The 14,958-nt window shown below is 75.1% G+C and carries 16 protein-coding genes; 6 read left to right on the top strand and 10 right to left on the bottom strand.

Annotation, left to right across the window (positions count from 1 at the left end; translation table 11 throughout):
* Positions 1–19: 19 nt before the first annotated feature.
* The gene (locus tag QBL21_RS11880) at positions 20–787 is read left to right on the top strand and encodes an SIS domain-containing protein (RefSeq protein WP_407562109.1); all 768 of its coding nucleotides are present in this window, start codon (positions 20–22) and stop codon (positions 785–787) included.
* 57 nt (positions 788–844) lie between these two features.
* Here QBL21_RS11880 and QBL21_RS11875 read toward each other — a convergent pair whose 3' ends face one another.
* The 6 genes from QBL21_RS11875 to QBL21_RS11850 are packed head-to-tail and all read right to left on the bottom strand — an operon-like array spanning position 845 to position 4,865.
* Positions 845–2,221, bottom strand: coding sequence for an 8-oxoguanine deaminase (locus QBL21_RS11875; protein ID WP_407562108.1), 1,377 nt, complete (start codon positions 2,219–2,221; stop codon positions 845–847).
* Positions 2,222–2,262: 41 nt separating this feature from the next.
* Positions 2,263–3,210, bottom strand: coding sequence for a factor-independent urate hydroxylase (gene pucL, locus QBL21_RS11870; RefSeq protein WP_407562107.1), 948 nt, complete (start codon positions 3,208–3,210; stop codon positions 2,263–2,265).
* A 3-nt stretch (positions 3,211–3,213) separates the two neighbouring features.
* The gene (locus tag QBL21_RS11865) at positions 3,214–3,636 is read right to left on the bottom strand and encodes a hydroxyisourate hydrolase (RefSeq protein WP_407562106.1); all 423 of its coding nucleotides are present in this window, start codon (positions 3,634–3,636) and stop codon (positions 3,214–3,216) included.
* 2 nt (positions 3,637–3,638) lie between these two features.
* Entirely contained in the window at positions 3,639–4,151 is a 513-nt protein-coding gene (uraD, locus tag QBL21_RS11860) for a 2-oxo-4-hydroxy-4-carboxy-5-ureidoimidazoline decarboxylase (protein WP_407562105.1), read from the bottom strand.
* Positions 4,152–4,206: 55 nt separating this feature from the next.
* Complete coding sequence (locus QBL21_RS11855) at positions 4,207–4,596, bottom strand: helix-turn-helix domain-containing protein (protein ID WP_407562104.1); 390 nt, start codon at positions 4,594–4,596, stop codon at positions 4,207–4,209.
* Positions 4,593–4,865 carry a hypothetical protein gene (locus tag QBL21_RS11850; protein ID WP_407562103.1) on the bottom strand — a complete coding sequence of 91 codons (273 nt, stop codon included), beginning with the start codon at positions 4,863–4,865 and terminating at the stop codon, positions 4,593–4,595. Before QBL21_RS11850 ends, QBL21_RS11855 begins: the two co-directional genes overlap by 4 nt.
* 115 nt (positions 4,866–4,980) lie before the next feature.
* Between QBL21_RS11850 and QBL21_RS11845 the strand changes: the two genes are divergently transcribed.
* Complete coding sequence (locus QBL21_RS11845; protein WP_407562102.1) at positions 4,981–6,105, top strand: FAD-dependent monooxygenase; 1,125 nt, start codon at positions 4,981–4,983, stop codon at positions 6,103–6,105.
* Between the two features lie 316 nt (positions 6,106–6,421).
* On the top strand, positions 6,422–7,090 hold the full coding sequence (locus tag QBL21_RS11840; RefSeq protein WP_407562101.1) for a response regulator: 669 nt from the start codon (positions 6,422–6,424) through the stop codon (positions 7,088–7,090).
* A gap of 79 nt (positions 7,091–7,169) precedes the next feature.
* Here the strand turns inward: QBL21_RS11840 and QBL21_RS11835 are convergent, their stop codons facing one another.
* The 3 genes from QBL21_RS11835 to QBL21_RS11825 are packed head-to-tail and all read right to left on the bottom strand — an operon-like array spanning position 7,170 to position 10,119.
* Complete coding sequence (locus QBL21_RS11835) at positions 7,170–7,832, bottom strand: response regulator (protein WP_407562100.1); 663 nt, start codon at positions 7,830–7,832, stop codon at positions 7,170–7,172.
* Entirely contained in the window at positions 7,829–8,830 is a 1,002-nt protein-coding gene (locus QBL21_RS11830; RefSeq protein WP_407562099.1) for a sensor histidine kinase, read from the bottom strand. The genes QBL21_RS11835 and QBL21_RS11830 overlap by 4 nt, the downstream gene beginning before the upstream one ends.
* Positions 8,831–8,883: 53 nt before the next feature.
* The gene (locus QBL21_RS11825; RefSeq protein ID WP_407562098.1) at positions 8,884–10,119 is read right to left on the bottom strand and encodes a sensor histidine kinase; all 1,236 of its coding nucleotides are present in this window, start codon (positions 10,117–10,119) and stop codon (positions 8,884–8,886) included.
* A 184-nt stretch (positions 10,120–10,303) separates the two neighbouring features.
* Here QBL21_RS11825 and QBL21_RS11820 point away from each other — a divergent pair, with 184 nt between their 5' ends.
* Entirely contained in the window at positions 10,304–11,197 is an 894-nt protein-coding gene (locus QBL21_RS11820; RefSeq protein WP_407562097.1) for a TIM barrel protein, read from the top strand.
* On the top strand, positions 11,194–12,108 hold the full coding sequence (locus QBL21_RS11815; RefSeq protein ID WP_407562096.1) for a 2-hydroxy-3-oxopropionate reductase: 915 nt from the start codon (positions 11,194–11,196) through the stop codon (positions 12,106–12,108). The genes QBL21_RS11820 and QBL21_RS11815 overlap by 4 nt, the downstream gene beginning before the upstream one ends.
* A 104-nt stretch (positions 12,109–12,212) precedes the next feature.
* Here the strand turns inward: QBL21_RS11815 and gcl are convergent, their stop codons facing one another.
* Positions 12,213–13,991 (bottom strand): glyoxylate carboligase, encoded by a 1,779-nt coding sequence (gene gcl / locus QBL21_RS11810; protein ID WP_407566394.1) that lies wholly within the window; start codon positions 13,989–13,991, stop codon positions 12,213–12,215.
* 163 nt (positions 13,992–14,154) lie between these two features.
* On the opposite strand from gcl, the gene QBL21_RS11805 reads away from it, so the two are divergent.
* Positions 14,155–14,952 carry a hypothetical protein gene (locus QBL21_RS11805; RefSeq protein ID WP_407562095.1) on the top strand — a complete coding sequence of 266 codons (798 nt, stop codon included), beginning with the start codon at positions 14,155–14,157 and terminating at the stop codon, positions 14,950–14,952.
* The last annotated feature ends 6 nt before the right edge of the window (positions 14,953–14,958 follow it).

The raw sequence follows: 14,958 nt of genomic DNA, 5'->3' as shown, positions 1-14,958 counted from the left end.
TACGTGGTCGCATGCTGCCATGACGGACGACACGACCGAGCACGACTCCCCCGCGCCCGCCGGCGCCGCCCGCGCCACCGTCGCCGGCCGCCTCCGCGGCCTGCTCGACGACCTCGACCGGACCTCCGGGGACGCGGTCGGGGACGCGGCCTCGCTGATCCTCGACGCCGTGGCCGCGGGCGGCCTGGTGTACGCGGCCGGGGCCGGGCACTCGCTGGCGATGGTCTGCGAGACGTTCTACCGGGCGGGCGGGCTGGCCTGCGTACGACCCGTGTGGGACCCGGAGATCCTGCCGCTGAACGGCGCGACGGCCAGCACCGCCGCGGAGCGGCGGCCGGGCTCCGGGCGGGAGATGGTGGAGCGGGTACAGCCGGGGCCCGATGACGTGGTGGTGGTCTTCTCCACCAGCGGCCGCAACCCGTACCCGGTGGAGATCGCGGCGGAGTGCATGGCCCGCGGGGTGCCGGTGGTCGCGGTGACGTCGATGCCGGCGTCGGCGAGCGCGACGGCCCGGTCCAGCACGCGGCTCGCGGACCACGCGACGGTGGTGCTGGACACGTGCGTACCGCCGGGCGACGTGGTGCACCCGCCGCGGGAGCCGCACACGGCGGCGGTCTCGACGGTGCTGGGGGCGTACGTGTGGGCGCTGCTGCTGGCGGAGCTGGACGAGCGGGCGGCGGCGCGGGGCATCGACCTGCCGCGGTGGGTGAGCGCCAACGTCCCGGGCGGCGACGAGGCGAACCGGCGCAACCTCACGCGCTACGGGGAGCGGATCCCGGAGCTGTGAGGGGGCCGGGGTCCCGGCCGGGGCCGTCCCCCCGGCCGGGAGTCCTGCGGCCCCCGCTCAGCCCTCGGCCGCCAGCCGGGCCAGCCGCCTCGCCTGCTCCCGCGTCGTCCCCGCCACCGCCTCCTCGTCGACCGTGAGCAGGCGGCCGTTCTCCACCACCGGCTCGCCGTCGACCAGCGACAGCGTCACCGGGGCCGGTGCCCCCAGGACGAGCGCCGCCACCGGGTCCGCGATCGAGGCGTGGGCCAGGCCGTCGAGCTTCCACAGGACCAGGTCCGCCAGCTTGCCCGGCTCCAGCGAGCCGATCGCGTCGGCACGGCCCAGGACCCGGGCGCCGCCGTGGGTGCCGAGGCGCAGCGCCCGGCGGGCGGTGAGCGCCTTCTCGCGGTGTGCGCCGAGGCGGTTGACCAGCAAAGCGTTGCGCAGCTCGGTGTGCAGTTCGCCGGACTCGTTCGACGCGCTGCCGTCGACGCCGAGGCCGACCGGGATGCCCGCCGCCAGCATGTCCGGGACGCGGGCGATGCCCGCGCCGAGGCGGGCGTTGGACGACGGGCAGTGGGCGACGCCCGTGCCCGTGCGGGCGAAGGCGGCGATGTCCGCGTCGGACATGTGCACGCAGTGGGCCATCCACACGTCCTCGCCGAGCCAGCCGGTGGACTCGAAGTACCGGGTGGGCCCCATGCCGAACCGCTCGTGGCAGAACTTCTCCTCCTCCACCGTCTCGCTGCCGTGGGTGTGCAGCCGTACGCCCTTGCGGCGGCCCAGCTCCGCGCCCTGGCGCAGCAGTTCGGTGGAGATGGAGAACGGCGAGCAGGGCGCCGCGGCGACCTGCACCATCGCGTCGTACGAGGCGTCGTGGTACTGGTCGATGACCGCCTCGGTGCTCTCCAGCGCGCCGTCCAGGGTCTCCACGGCGAAGTCCGGCGGCAGCCCGCCGTCCTTCTCGCCGAGGTCCATCGAGCCGCGGGCGAAGGTGAAGCGCAGTCCCGTCTCGCGGGCGGCGCGGATGATGGCGCCGGCGAGGTCGCCCGCGCCGCGCGGGTAGACGTAGTGGTGGTCGGTCGCGGTGGTCACGCCGCCGCGCGCGAGCATCGCCAGTGAACCCTGCGCCGCCGCGTGGCACATCGGCTCGTCGATGCGCGCCCAGGTCGGGTAGAGCGCGACGAGCCAGTCGAAGAGGTTGGCGTCCTGGGCGAGGCCGCGGGTGAGCCACTGGTAGAAGTGGTGGTGGGTGTTGACGAGTCCGGGGGTGGCCAGATGGCCGGTGGCGTCGATCCTGCGGGCCACGCCGTCGAGCCCGGCCGGCGCCGGGCCCGCGCCCACCGACTCGATCCGGTTGTCCGCGACGACGACGTGCCCGGAGGCGTACTCCGTGTCGTCGGCGTCCACGGTGGCGATCGCGCAGTTCTCGACGACGGTGCGCCGTGCTGCCATGGGTTCCTCGGCTTCCTGGACCGTCCGGCGGGGGCCGGCGGTCAGAGGTTGGTCATGTCGTCGGGGATCCGGGCGTCCGCGCCGGGGCGCAGGACGGTCGCCTCGATCAGACCGTACGGGCGGTCGGCGGCGAAGTAGACGGCGCCGTCGGCGGCGTCGTTCTTCAGCCCGAAGGGCTCCAGGTCGACGCGGAAGTGGTGCTTGTTGGGCAGGGAGAAGCGGATCTCCTCGATCTCCCGGCGGTGTTCGACGACCCGCGCGCCCATGGCGTACAGGCTCTGCTGGAGCGAGAGCGAGTAGGTGTCGGCGAAGGCGGTCAGGATGTGCCGCACGGTCTGCTCGTACGACTCGTCCCAGGCCGGTGCCGCCGCGCCGGCGGCACCGGTCCAGCCGTGCCGCCACCGGGCGGAGACCTCGGTGGCGAGGATGCGGTCGTAGTCCTCCTGGAGCGTGGTGTACGCGTCCTTGGCGTACCCCCAGAACTCCGAGGCGGTGGTGTTCATGACGACCAGGTCCTTGAGCCCGCTCACCACCTCGAAGCGCTCGCCGTCGGAGGTGACCTGGGCGACGCGGGTCTCCCGGCCGCGGCGTACGAAGGAGTGCCGGGCGCCGTCGGGGCCGGGGGTACCGATCCGCTCCCAGGCGTACTCCTCGACGCGGATACGGGCCCGGTGGATCGCCTCCTGGGTGTCCGTGAAGTGCCGGGCGAGGTGGAGGGCGAACGCCTCGGGGGACTCGATGCCGTGCCGCCTGGCGAAGGCGTACACGGTGTTCTTGGTGGTGTCGGTGGGGAGCACGTGGCTGTTGGTGCCGGAGTAGTGGACCTCGTCCATGTCGCCGGACAGGGCGACGGAGACGTTGAGGTCGCGGACGTGGTGGGTGCCGCCGTCGCGGGTGACCTTGACGACGCGGGTCTCGGCCTTGCCGTACTGGTTCCGGCCGAGCACCGCCGGGCGGGCGGTGCGGGCGGGCTGGGGGCGGTCTGCCATCTGCTAGCTCCCTCGGTATACGGAGTAGCCGAACGGGCTGAGCAGCAGCGGCACGTGGTGGTGCTCGCCGGGGCGGACGGCGAAGACGACCGCCACCTCCGGGAAGAACGCGTCGCCGTTCGAGCGCACGGGGGCGTCCTGCCGCTCCTCGGCTCCCGGGTCCCTGAGGTACGGGCCGGTGTCGAAGACCAGCCGTACGTGGGTGGTGCCCGCCGGCAGCGCCGGGAGGTCCCGGACGCGGCCGTCGGCGTCGGTGGCGGAGGCGCCGTGCGCGGTCCAGCCGCCGAAGTCCCCGCCGGGCTTCCCGCCGGCCCCGTCACCCGCGGCGCCGGATCTGACGGAGAGTGCGACGGCGACCCCGGCCGCGGGGCGGCCGGCGGCGGTGTCCAGGATGTGCGTGGAGACGGAGGTGGCGCTGCCGCTCATGTTCAGGCTCCTTCTGCTTCGACCAGGCGGGTCAGCCGGATACGGTTGATCTTGCCCAGCTCGCCGCGCGCGATCTCCCGCTCCCGCTCCGGCGCGTTGCCGATGCGTGCACGCAGCGCGTCGCGCATCCGCTCGGCGCCCAGGCCCGTCGCGCATATCAGGAAAACGTGCCCGAACCTCTCCTGGTACGCGAGGTTCAGCTCCAGCAGCTCCGTCCGCAGCGCCTCCGGCGCGCCGGCCAGGCCGCGCTGCTCGCGCGCCGAGACGGGGTCGCCCGGCTTCGGCCGGCCGATGGGCGGGTGCCCGGCCATCGCCTCGGCCACCCCCGCGTCGTCCAGCGCGGCGAGGGCGGCCTCGGCCGCGGCGTACAGGCGCGCCGGGTCGGCGTAGGGCCGGCCGGCGGCGACGGCCGCGACCCAGTCGCCGGCCGCGCACACCTCGTGCAGCAGCGCGGCAACGGCCGGCTGATCGGCGGAGTTGAGCCGGGCGAGGCCCGGCGGAACGCGGGAAGTCACAGCCGCAAGCTATGAGCCCCGGCGCATGACGTCAACAGTTTGTTGAATTTTTGGGTCAGTCCGCCTTCGGCGCCGGATCCTGCCGGGCTTCCCTGTTCAGGTAGTTGTAGATGGTGAACCTGCTGACGCCCAGCGCGCCGGCCACCGTCTCCACCCCGTGCCGTACGGAGAACGCGCCGCGGGCCTCCAGGACCCGTACGACCTGCTGCTTCGTCTTGCGGTCGAGCTGCGCGAGCGGCACGCCGTGGCGGCGCTCCAGATCCGTGAGCATGTGGTCCAGCGAATCGGCCAGATGCGGCAGCCGCACCGCCAGCACCTCCCGGCCCTCCCAGGACAGCACGACGTCGTCGCCCTCCGCCGCCTCCGGCGGGACCAGCTCCCCGCCCATCGCGTCCACCAGCGGCTTGACCGCGGCGACGAACGGGTGGTCCGCGGGCTCCGTCATGCGCCGTCCTTCCCGGGCCCCTCCGGCGCGTCCCCGACGACGCTCACCTGGAGCGAGATACGGGTGGCCCCGGACGCCAGCGACCTGCGCAGCAGTTCGTCCACGGCGTCGAGCACGACATCGGCGCCGCCCTCCGCGCTGTTGCCGAACGGGCCGACGTCCACGGCGTCCAGCTCCGCCGACTCCACCAGATCCCGGGCCGCCACCGCGTGCGGCGGGGGCTCCTCCAGATCGAACGGCTCGGTCGTGAACTCCACCCTGAGTCGCATCCGAGCAGCATACGTGCCGGGTCACGGCGCCGGCCGGGCGGCGCCGGGGCGACGCTCCCAGGTGCCCGGGACAGCGGGTTGCCTAGCGTAGCCGCGTGATTCCGGGAGGTAACACATGACAAGTCCCCTGCGGGTGGCTGTCTGCGGCGCCGGACTCGGCGGGCTCGCCGCCGCGGCGGCGCTGGTCCGGGCGGGTATGGAGGTCACCGTCTACGAACAGCGGCCCCGGCTGCCGGAGGACGAGACGGCGCTGCACCTGGCGCCCAACGGCAGCCGCATCCTCCAGCGCTGGGGCCTGGGCGCGCAGTTGCTCGCGCTGGCCGTGCAGCCGGTGGCGATGGAGTTCCGCGAGTGGAGCGACGGGTCGCTGACCTGGCGGCAGCCGCTCGGCAGGATGGGCCCGGGCGCCTTCGCGGCCCCGTACTGCACGCTGCTCACCGACGAGCTGTACGACCTGCTCCTGGCCCGGCTGCCGCAGGAGCGCATCCGGCTGGGCCGCCGGATGAGCGGCTTCCGGGAGTCGGCGGACGGCGTGGAGCTGGAGTTCGCGGACGGGGGCGCCGCGACCGCCGACGTGCTGGTGGGCGCCGACGGCGTGCGCTCGCTGGTGCGCTCCCGGCTGATCGGCACGCCGCGCCGGGTCTATCACGGCGCCACCGCCTACAGCGGCGCCCTCCAGTCCGACGACGTGCCGGGGCTGGCCCGCGACCGGGTCACCGTCTGGCTCGGCCCGGAGGCCAGGATGGTGGGCGCGCCGGTGGCGCAGGGCGAGCAGCTCGGCTTCGTCGCCGTCGTGCCCTCCCGCAGCCGTGCGGCCCGGCAGCGCCCCCCGCACGGCCGACCCGGCGCGCTGGCGGCGGACTTCGGCGGCTGGGCACCGGACGTCAAGGCGATCACGGCCGCCGCGGGCGGCGTGCGGTCGTGGACGCCGTACGACCACGCCCCGCTCAAGCGGTGGGGCAGCGGCGGCCGGATCACGCTCCTCGGCGACGCCGCGCACCCGATGCTGCCGTACCACGGGCAGGGCGTCAGCCAGTGCCTGGAGGACGCCGTGGCCCTCGCGCGCCACCTGGCCACCGCCCCCGCTCCCGCGCAGGCGCTGCGCCGGTACGAGGCGCTGCGGCTGCCGCACACCGCCCGGGTGCAACTCGGCTCGCGCGCGAACGCCTTCCGGCCCGCCGCCGTACCGGACGTCACCTGGGCGCAGGTCTACGACATCGAGGAGCACCTGCCGGACTGACCTGCGGCTGGCTGCGGAACGCGTCGGGCACGCGCCGACGGCGCGGCAAGGGTCCGGCGCCCCGTACCGGGGGCGGGGCGCCGGGGCGGGACGGCCCGGGGGTCGGCGCCGGGCCGCACGGCCGCGAGGGCGCGTACGCCGGTCCGAGACGGCGTACCGCGCCGCGGGAATCGCGGCCCTACGGGCCCCTTCCCCCGTTTCGCGTGGCGGGGGAAGGGGCCTACCTCTGGCCGGAGTTGCACCCCCCGTGACGAACCGGTGACGCACCGCCGGGTATCGTCACGCCCGCAGGGGGCCGGGGACGGGGCGGGTACACATGTCGATCCGAGTCGTGGTCGCCGACGACCAGGCGCTGCTGCGCGGGAGTTTCCGGGTGCTGGTCGAGACGGCGCCCGGCCTCAGCGTGGTGGGCGAGGCGGCGACCGGGGCGGAGGCGGTCGGGCTGGCGGCGGCGGAGCTGCCGGACGTGGTGCTGATGGACGTCCGGATGCCCGAGGTCGACGGCATCGAGGCGACCCGGCAGATCTGCGGCTCCCCCGCGACGGCCGGGGTGCGGGTGCTGATCCTGACGATGTTCGACCTCGACGAGTACGTGTACGGGGCGCTGCGCGCCGGCGCGAGCGGCTTCCTCCTCAAGGACACCCCGCCGGCGGAACTCCTGCGCGCGATCCGCGTGGTGGCCCGCGGGCAGGCGCTGCTGGCGCCGTCGGTGACGCAGCGGCTGATCCGGCACTTCAGCCGGCTGCCGGAGCCGCTGCCGGACCTGCCGCTGGATCTGACCCGGGTGACGGTGCGGGAGCAGGAGGTGCTGGTGCTGGTGGCCCGCGGGCTGGCGAACGGGGAGATCGCGGACCGGCTGGGGCTGAGCCTGCCGACGGTGAAGTCGCACGTGAGCCACCTGCTGACGAAGCTGGCCGCCCGGGACCGCATCCAACTGGTCATCACCGCCTACGAAACGGGCCTGGTCACCCCGTCCCGCCGCTGATCCCTGCCGGGGGCCGGGAGGAACGACGGCAACCACCGCAGGCGAGCGCTCGATCGTGCACACCCACAAGGCCGGCAGGTCAGTCCCCCAAACCCGCCTCCCGGGCCCGCAGCATCGCGGCGATCCGGTCCTGTACTCCCAACTTCGTGAAGATGTTCGAGATGTGGTTGCGCACCGTCTTCTCCGACAGCACCAGCTCCCGCGCGATCCGCCGGTTGTTGTAGCTGCGCGCGATCAGGTCCAGCACCTCCCGCTCCCGCTGCGTCAACTGCGGGAACGCCCGCCCCGCGGGCACCGTGTGCAGCGCCGAGAAGTACCGGCTCAGCCGCTCCGCCACCGCCGGGCTGAAGACCGCCCCGCCCGCCGCGACACACCGCACCGCCCCCAGCAGCTCCGCCCGCGACGCGCCCTTGTCCAGGTACCCGTACGCCCCCGCGCGCAGCGCCGCGACCACCGCGTCGTCCTCCACCGACGCCGACATCACCAGCACCCGCGGCACCTCCCCGCTCCGGCAGGGGGAGTTGAGCTGCCGCGTCGCCTCCACCCCCGAACACCCCGGCAGGTGGAGGTCCATCAGCACCACGTCGGCCCGCACGTCCGGCGACGCCAGCGCGGTCAGCGCGTCCTCGCCCGCTCCCGACTCGCCCGCGATCTCCAGGTCCGGCACGTTCTCCAGGGCCACCCGCACCCCGTCCCGGAACACCGGGTGGTCGTCGACGACGAACACCCGCACCGCGCTCACGCCGGGCCCCCCGGCAGCACCGCGCGCACCAGCGTCCCGTGCGGCAGGTCGGTCCGCGGCAGGATCCGCAGCGTGCCGCCCACCTCCTCCGCGCGCCGGACCATGGACGCGATGCCCAGGCCCAGCGGGCGCCGCGGCGGCCGTCCCGCGCCGTCGTCGGCGATGTCCAGGCGCAGCGCCGTGGCCGAGGTCCACGCCCCGAGCAGGACGGTACGGGCCGCGGCGTGCCGCAGCGCGTTGGTCAGCCCCTCGGCGGCGATGCGGTACGCGGCGACCTCCACCGCCGGGTGCAGCGCCCCCAGCCGCCGCGGCACCAGGGCCCGTACCTCGGTGCCGGTGCCGTCGTGGCGGGCGGCGAGCCGGACGAGCGCGCCGGCGAGGCCGGCCTCGGCCAGGTCGGGGGGCCGCAGGTCGTCGATGACGGAGCGGATCTCGGCGTTGAGGCCGGCGGCCGTGCGGGCGGCGTCGGCGACGAGCCGGCGGCCCCTGGGCTCGTGCGCGAGCAGTTCCGCCGCGGTCTCCAGCCGCAGCCGGATGCTGGCGAGGTTGCCGCCGAGGCCGTCGTGGAGGTCGCGGCGGAGCCGGTGCCGCTCGGCCTCGCGGGCGGCGACGACCTGGTCGCCGCGGCGGCGCAGTTCCTCGCGCAGCACCAGCGCGGCGACCATCGGGGACAGTTGGCCCGCGTACGTGTCGAGGCCGCAGCCGCGCGGCGGCGCGTAGGCGCTGAACACCCCGTAGACCTCGCCCTGGTGGACCAGGGGGCGGCGCACCGCCGGGGACGCGGCCTCGCCCGCCCGGGCGCGGCAGCCGGCCGCTGCGCCGCGCCGGAGGGTGCGCAGGGCGGCGCCGGCCGCGCCGAGGTGGGCGACCGCCAGCTCGCAGGCCAGCGTGGCCGCGTCCGCCGGCCGCACGTCGTCGCGTATCCGTGCGGCGAGTAACCGCAACGCGGCCTGGACGCCCGACTCCGGGCGCTCCTTCACCGCGGCATGGGTCTCCACCGTGTCACCATCGCTTCCCCCCCGCTTCCTGTGCGTGTCACCGTGCCCCGGGCTCAGGGTCCCGGCACGCCCATCCGGACTCCGTTCCCGGGCGCCGGCTCGTACGGCAGCCGGGCCATGACCCGGTAGCCGCCGGCCGCCGTCGGGCCCGCGTCGAGCACGCCGCCGTACATGGCGGCACGTTCGCGCATGCCGACGAGCCCGTGGCCCCCGACCGGCGCCGCCGCCCGGTTCCGTACCGCGCGGCCGTCGTCGGTCACCTCGATCCGTACGTCCTTGCCGTCCGCCTCGACGTCGACGCGGCAGGTCGCCACCCCGGCGTGCTTGACGACGTTGGTCAGCGACTCCTGCGCGATGCGGTAGACCGACAGGCCCACGCCGGCGGGCACGTCGTCGAGCCCGCTGGTCGTCAGCTCCACCGCGACGCCCGCGGCGCGCACCCGGTCGGCGAGCGCGCCGAGGCCGGCGACGCCCGGCGTCGGGTGGAGGTTCCGCGGGCCGGGGCAGGGGTCGGTGGGGGCGCCGGTGTCGACGCGCAGCAGCCGCAGCATGCTGCGCAGCTCCGCCAGCGCCTCGCGGCTGATGGACTCGATGGCCCGCAGCGACTCGACGACCTCGGCGGGCCGCTCGGCGGCCACGTGGTTGGCCACCGACGCCTTGACGGCGATGAGCCCGATGCTGTGCGTCACGACGTCGTGCAACTCGCGCGCCACGCGCAGCCGTTCGCCGGCGACGGCGCGCAGCGCCAGTTCCTCCGCGGCGCGGGCCGCGGCCAGCCGCCGGTCGCGCACCACGCGCCCGGCGACCCAGGCGGCGGCGGGCAGCAGCACGGCGAAGCCGAGCATCCGGGGGTGGTGGACGGGGACGTCGCCGAGGAGGCCGGCGGCGGCCAGGCACAGCGGCCCGCCGGCGAGCACGGCGGCCACCACGCGGGTGCCGGGGTCCCGGCGCGGCTGGGTGAGCGCCACGGGGTAGAGCGTGTACGCGACGGCGGCGAACCCGGCGGCCCCCCAGCCCAGCGGCCATGACGCCACCGCGACCGCCAGGCCCGCGCAGCAGGCGGGCAGCGGGTATAAGCGGCGCAGCGCGGGCGCGACGGCCGTGGCCGCGGCGACGGCGGCGACGAGCCAGCCCGGCGGGTGCGAGCGCGCGGGCAGCGGCGCGAGCGCGGTGAGGACGGTCAGGCCCGCGAACCCGGCGGCGGCGAGCAGGTCCGGCGGCACCACCCGGCCGCGCCGCCGCGGTCGGTGGTGCCGTGCTGTGCCTCCGTCGCTTCCGTCGCTGTGCACGCAAGGACCATAGAGGGCACGGCGTGCCATGCGCCTCCTCCCCGAGTAGGTCATCCTCACGCACGATAGGCGCGGCAGCACGGTCGGTGACGTCCGCGGCCCTTGACAGTGCTCGTACCGAACGGGCAGCCTTTCCGTTATCCAGAAAGACTCTTCCGAGTTACGGAAGGAATGCGCACCCCTCATGGGCTTCGGCAACCAGCGCTTCACCGTGAACCTCTCGATTCTGTTCACCGAGCTTCCGCTGCTCGACCGCCCGGCCGCGGCGGCCGCGGCCGGCTTCGACGCCGTCGAGCTGTGGTGGCCCTGGCCCGACGCGCCCGTCCCGGAGCCGGCCCGGCTCGACGCCCTGCGTACGGCGCTGGACCAGGCCGGCACCCGGCTGACCGGGCTCAACTTCTACGCCGGCCGGCTGCCCGGACCCGACCGCGGCGCCCTGTCCGTACCCGGCGCGGAGTCCGCGCGCTTCCGCGCCAACCTCGACGTCGCCGCCGACTTCGCCGCCGCCACCGGCTGCACCGCGCTCAACGCCCTCTACGGCAACCGCGTCGAGGGCGTCACCGCCGCGGAGCAGGACCTGCTCGCGCTGGAGAACCTGGTGCTCGCCGCCCGCGCCGCCGACCGGGCCGGCGCCGTCCTGCTGATCGAGGCGCTCAACGCGCCCGAGTCCCCGCACTACCCGCTGCTCGACGCGGAGTCGGCCGTCGCGGTGGCCGACAGGGTCGACGCCGCCTCCGGCCTCGGCAACGCCCGCTTCCTCATGGACCTCTACCACCTGTCGCGCAACGGCGCGGACCTGGAGCGGGTCATCGACGCCCACGCCGGCCGCACCGGCCACGTCCAGATCGCCGACGACCCCGGCCGCGGTGCCCCCGGCACCGGCACGCTGCCGCTGGCCGCGCTGCTGGACCGGCTGGCGCGCGCGGGGTACGACGGTCACGTGGGTCTGGAGTACAAACCGGGCGACCGGCCGAGCGCCGAGTCCTTCGGCTGGCTGCCCCGACGACCCGCCGACCCGCCGACCCCGCACCCCCGGCCAGAGCACCCCCGGCCAGAGCAGAAAGGCACCACCCCATGACGACCGACTCCGCGGCCCCCCGGGCCGACCGCCCCGCGATCGCCTGGATCGGCCTCGGCATCATGGGCTCCCCCATGTCCGAGAACCTGATCGCGGCGGGCTTCCCGGTCACCGGCCACACCCGCACGCAGGAAAAGCTCGAACGGCTGGCGAAGGCGGGCGGCACGGTCGCCGGCTCGGTCGCCGAGGCGGTCGCCGACGCGGACGTGATCATCACGATGGTGCCCGCGTCGCCTGAGGTCGAGGCCGTCGCGTACGGGGCCGAGGGCATCCTGGCGAACGCCCGGAGCGGCGCGCTCCTCGTCGACATGTCGTCCATCACCCCGCAGACCTCGGTGGACCTGGCGAGGAACGCCGCCGAACACGGCGTCCGGGTGCTCGACGCCCCGGTCTCCGGCGGCGAGGCGGGGGCCGTCGAGGCGGCGCTGTCCATCATGGTCGGCGGCGACCGGGCCGACTTCGAGCGCGCCCGGCCGGTCTTCGAGGCGCTGGGCCGGACGATCGTGCACTGCGGGCCGCACGGCGCCGGCCAGACGGTCAAGGCCGCCAACCAGCTCATCGTCGCGGCCAACATCCAGGCGTGCGCCGAGGCCGTGGTCTTCCTGGAGAAGTCGGGGGTGGACCTGCGGGCCGCGCTCGACGTCCTCGGCGGCGGCCTGGCCGGCTCCACCGTCCTGGCCCGCAAGAAGGACAACTTCCTGGCCCGCGACTTCCGCCCAGGCTTCCGCGTCGACCTGCACCACAAGGACATGGGCATCGTCACCGACGCGGCCCGCGGCGTCGGCGCGGCCCTGCCGGTCGGCGCCGTCGTCGCGCAGCTCGTCGCCGCACTGCGCGAACAGGGCGACGGCGCCCTGGACCACTCCGCGCTGCTGCGCGGCGTGGAACGCCTCTCCGGCCACGAGGTCTGACCCCGTCCGCGTACACGCACGCCGACACCGGAGAACGGCCCCCGCCCCCCGTCCGGGGCGCGGGCCGTCCGCTCGTGGGCCGCGGGCCGCGGCGACTCGGCTCTTCAGCTCTTCAGTGGCAGGATCGACGTGGGGGCGTGCCACGGCTCGGTGGCCGTCTCCTCCCACTCGCGGACGTCGCTGATGTCCGCCGTGGTGCTCATGGAGATGTTGGTGACCCGCTCCAGGATCGCCTCCACCACCACCGGCACCCGGTACTCCGCGGCCAGCTTCCGCGCCTCGGCGAACGCGGCGCCCAGCGCGCCCGGTTCGGTGACCCGGATCGCCTTGCAGCCCAGCCCCTCGGCGACCTTGACGTGGTCGACGCCGTAGCGGCCCAGCTCCGGCGAGTTGACGTTCTCGAACTCCAGACTGACCTGGAAGTCCATGTCCAGGCCAAGCTGCGCCTGCCGGATGAGGCCGAGATAGGAGTTGTTGACGAGGACCTGCACGTACGGGATGCGGTGCTGCGCGCCGACGGCCAGCTCCTCCACGAGGAACTGGAAGTCGTAGTCCCCGGAGAGGCCGACGACCAGCGCCTGGGGGTCGGCGGTGGCGACGCCGAGGGCGGCGGGCACGGTCCAGCCGAGAGGGCCGGCCTGGCCGCAGTTGATCCAGTGCCGTGGCCGGTAGACGTGGAGCATCTGGGCGCCGGCGATCTGGGAGAGGCCGATGGTGGTGACGTAGCGGGTGTCCGGGCCGAAGGCCTTGTTCATCTCCTCGTAGACCCGCTGCGGCTTCATCGGCACGTCGTCGAAGTGCGTACGGCGCTGGAGGCGCGCCCGGCGCTCCTGGGTGGCGGCGGCCCACGCGGCGCGGTCCGGCAGCCGGCCGGCGGCGGCGAGGTCGCGGGCGGCCTCGGTGAACAGGCGGAGCGCGGCGCCGGCGTCGGAGGCGATGCCGTAGTCGGGGGCGAAGATGCGGCCGATCTGGGTGGGTTCTATGTCGACGTGGACGAAGGTGCGGCCCTCGGTGTAGACGTCGAGGCGGTAGCCGGTGTGGCGGTTGGCCCAGCGGTTGCCGATGCCGAGGACGAAGTCGGCGGCGAGGAAGTTCTCGTTGCCGTAGCGGTGGGAGGTCTGGAGCCCGACCATGCCGGCGTTGAGCGGGTGGTCGTCGGGGAGCGCGCCCCAGCCCATCAGGGTCGGTACGACGGGGGTGCCGGTCAGCTCCGCGAACTCCACCAGCAGGTCGCAGGCGTCGGCGCCGATGACGCCGCCGCCGGCGACGATCAGCGGGCGCTCGGCGGCGCACAGCATCGCGACGGCCTTCTCCGCCTGCGCGCGGGTGGCGACGGGCCGGTGGACCGGCAGCGGCTCGTAAGTGTCCGGGTCGAACTCGATCTCGGTGAGCTGCACATCGGTGGGCAGGTCGACGAGCACCGGCCCGGGGCGGCCGGAGCGCATCAGGTGGAACGCCTGCTGGAGGACGCCCGGCACCTGCGCGGCCTGGAGCACGGTGGTGGCCTTCTTGGTGACGGGGGCGGCGATCGCGGCGATGTCGACGGCCTGGAAGTCCTCCTTGTGGAGCACGTGCGTCGGCGCCTGGCCGGTGAGGCACAGGATCGGCACCGAGTCGCCCATCGCCGAGTACAGCCCGGTGATCATGTCGGTGCCCGCGGGGCCCGAAGTGCCGACGCAGACGCCGATGTTGCCGGGCGCGGTACGGGTGTAGCCCTCGGCCATGTGCGAGGCGCCCTCGACGTGCCGGGCGAGGACGTGGTCGACACCGCCGGCGGCTCTGAGGGCCGCGTAGAAGGGGTTGATCGCCGCTCCCGGGACGCCGAACGCGACCCGGACGCCCTCCTTCTTGAGGATCTCCACCGCCGCGCGCGCGGCTGTCATACCAGGCATCGCGTGCACCCCCTCGCTTTTCCGTATGATGGAAGTTAAGTTTTGCTATATGGAAGCAATCTAGAAGCGGGGCAAGTCGGCGTCAAGAGCCGGATTCGTGGGGGATGCTGGAGTGCGGAACCGACCACGCCGCCTTGAACCAGGAGCACTTCCCATGCCAGAGAGCGTGCCCGTGCGCTGCCCGGCCTGCCGGCGCGAGCACGCGTACACCCCCAGCACGTTCCCCTGCGCCTGCGGCGCCCCGCTGACGCTGCCGCTGCTGCGCGGCGGGGTGCCCGTGGAGCTGAGGCACCGCACCTGGCGGGACTCCTGGGTGACCGTGCGCTGCCCCGTCTGCGACCGGCGCGACGAGTGGCCGCGGCCGGAGCTGTCGTGCGACTGCGGCGCGGTGGTGCGGCTGCCCGTGGCCGCCGCACAGAGCCGCCCGCGGCCCGCCCCGCCCACGCCACCGGCACCGTCCGCACCGCCGGCACCGGCGCCCCCGCCGCACCCGCCCGCTCCGACGTCCGCGCCGCACCCGCCCGCCGCCCCGGCCCGGCCCGCGGCGGCGCCCGTACGGCGGCCGGCGTTCCGGCCGGTGACGATCCGCAACACCGGCGACGCGGTCACGGCCGCGGCGCAGTACCTGCGCTGGCTGGGCTTCACCGACCTGGTGAAGAACGAGGACCGGCCCGCGTCCGGCGTGGACGTGCGCGGCGCGGGCGTGGTCGCCCACGTCGACCCGACGACGACGCCGACGTCGCTGCGGGACGTCGAGTGCGTGTGGCTCAGCGGTCTGAACGCCTCGGCGCTCGCCGTCTTCTTCTCCCTCGCCGGCTACACCCGCGAGGCCCGCACCCGGGCCGACGAGCTGCGCCTCCCGCTGTACGTGATGGACCTCACGGGCACCCCGCAGCCGGTCAACGACCCGGGCGACGAGCTGATCCGCACGGGCGCCGCGCGGCGCGGCTGACGCGGG

Origin of the sequence: Streptomyces sp. 184 (assembly GCF_045781775.1) — a bacterium.
Classification (GTDB): Bacteria; Actinomycetota; Actinomycetes; order Streptomycetales; family Streptomycetaceae; genus Streptomyces.
This window is presented reverse-complemented; position numbering and strand designations above follow the sequence as displayed.

What these genes read in the sequence shown, in the direction of transcription:
- QBL21_RS11880 (WP_407562109.1), top strand. Translation starts at nt 20, where the DNA reads ATGACGGACGACACGACCGAGCACGACTCCCCCGCGCCCGCCGGCGCC.
- QBL21_RS11875 (WP_407562108.1), bottom strand. Translation starts at nt 2,221, where the DNA reads ATGGCAGCACGGCGCACCGTCGTCGAGAACTGCGCGATCGCCACCGTG.
- pucL (WP_407562107.1), bottom strand. Translation starts at nt 3,210, where the DNA reads ATGGCAGACCGCCCCCAGCCCGCCCGCACCGCCCGCCCGGCGGTGCTC.
- QBL21_RS11865 (WP_407562106.1), bottom strand. Translation starts at nt 3,636, where the DNA reads ATGAGCGGCAGCGCCACCTCCGTCTCCACGCACATCCTGGACACCGCC.
- QBL21_RS11855 (WP_407562104.1), bottom strand. Translation starts at nt 4,596, where the DNA reads ATGACGGAGCCCGCGGACCACCCGTTCGTCGCCGCGGTCAAGCCGCTG.
- QBL21_RS11850 (WP_407562103.1), bottom strand. Translation starts at nt 4,865, where the DNA reads ATGCGACTCAGGGTGGAGTTCACGACCGAGCCGTTCGATCTGGAGGAG.
- QBL21_RS11845 (WP_407562102.1), top strand. Translation starts at nt 4,981, where the DNA reads ATGACAAGTCCCCTGCGGGTGGCTGTCTGCGGCGCCGGACTCGGCGGG.
- QBL21_RS11840 (WP_407562101.1), top strand. Translation starts at nt 6,422, where the DNA reads ATGTCGATCCGAGTCGTGGTCGCCGACGACCAGGCGCTGCTGCGCGGG.
- QBL21_RS11820 (WP_407562097.1), top strand. Translation starts at nt 10,304, where the DNA reads ATGGGCTTCGGCAACCAGCGCTTCACCGTGAACCTCTCGATTCTGTTC.
- QBL21_RS11815 (WP_407562096.1), top strand. Translation starts at nt 11,194, where the DNA reads ATGACGACCGACTCCGCGGCCCCCCGGGCCGACCGCCCCGCGATCGCC.
- gcl (WP_407566394.1), bottom strand. Translation starts at nt 13,991, where the DNA reads ATGACAGCCGCGCGCGCGGCGGTGGAGATCCTCAAGAAGGAGGGCGTC.
- QBL21_RS11805 (WP_407562095.1), top strand. Translation starts at nt 14,155, where the DNA reads ATGCCAGAGAGCGTGCCCGTGCGCTGCCCGGCCTGCCGGCGCGAGCAC.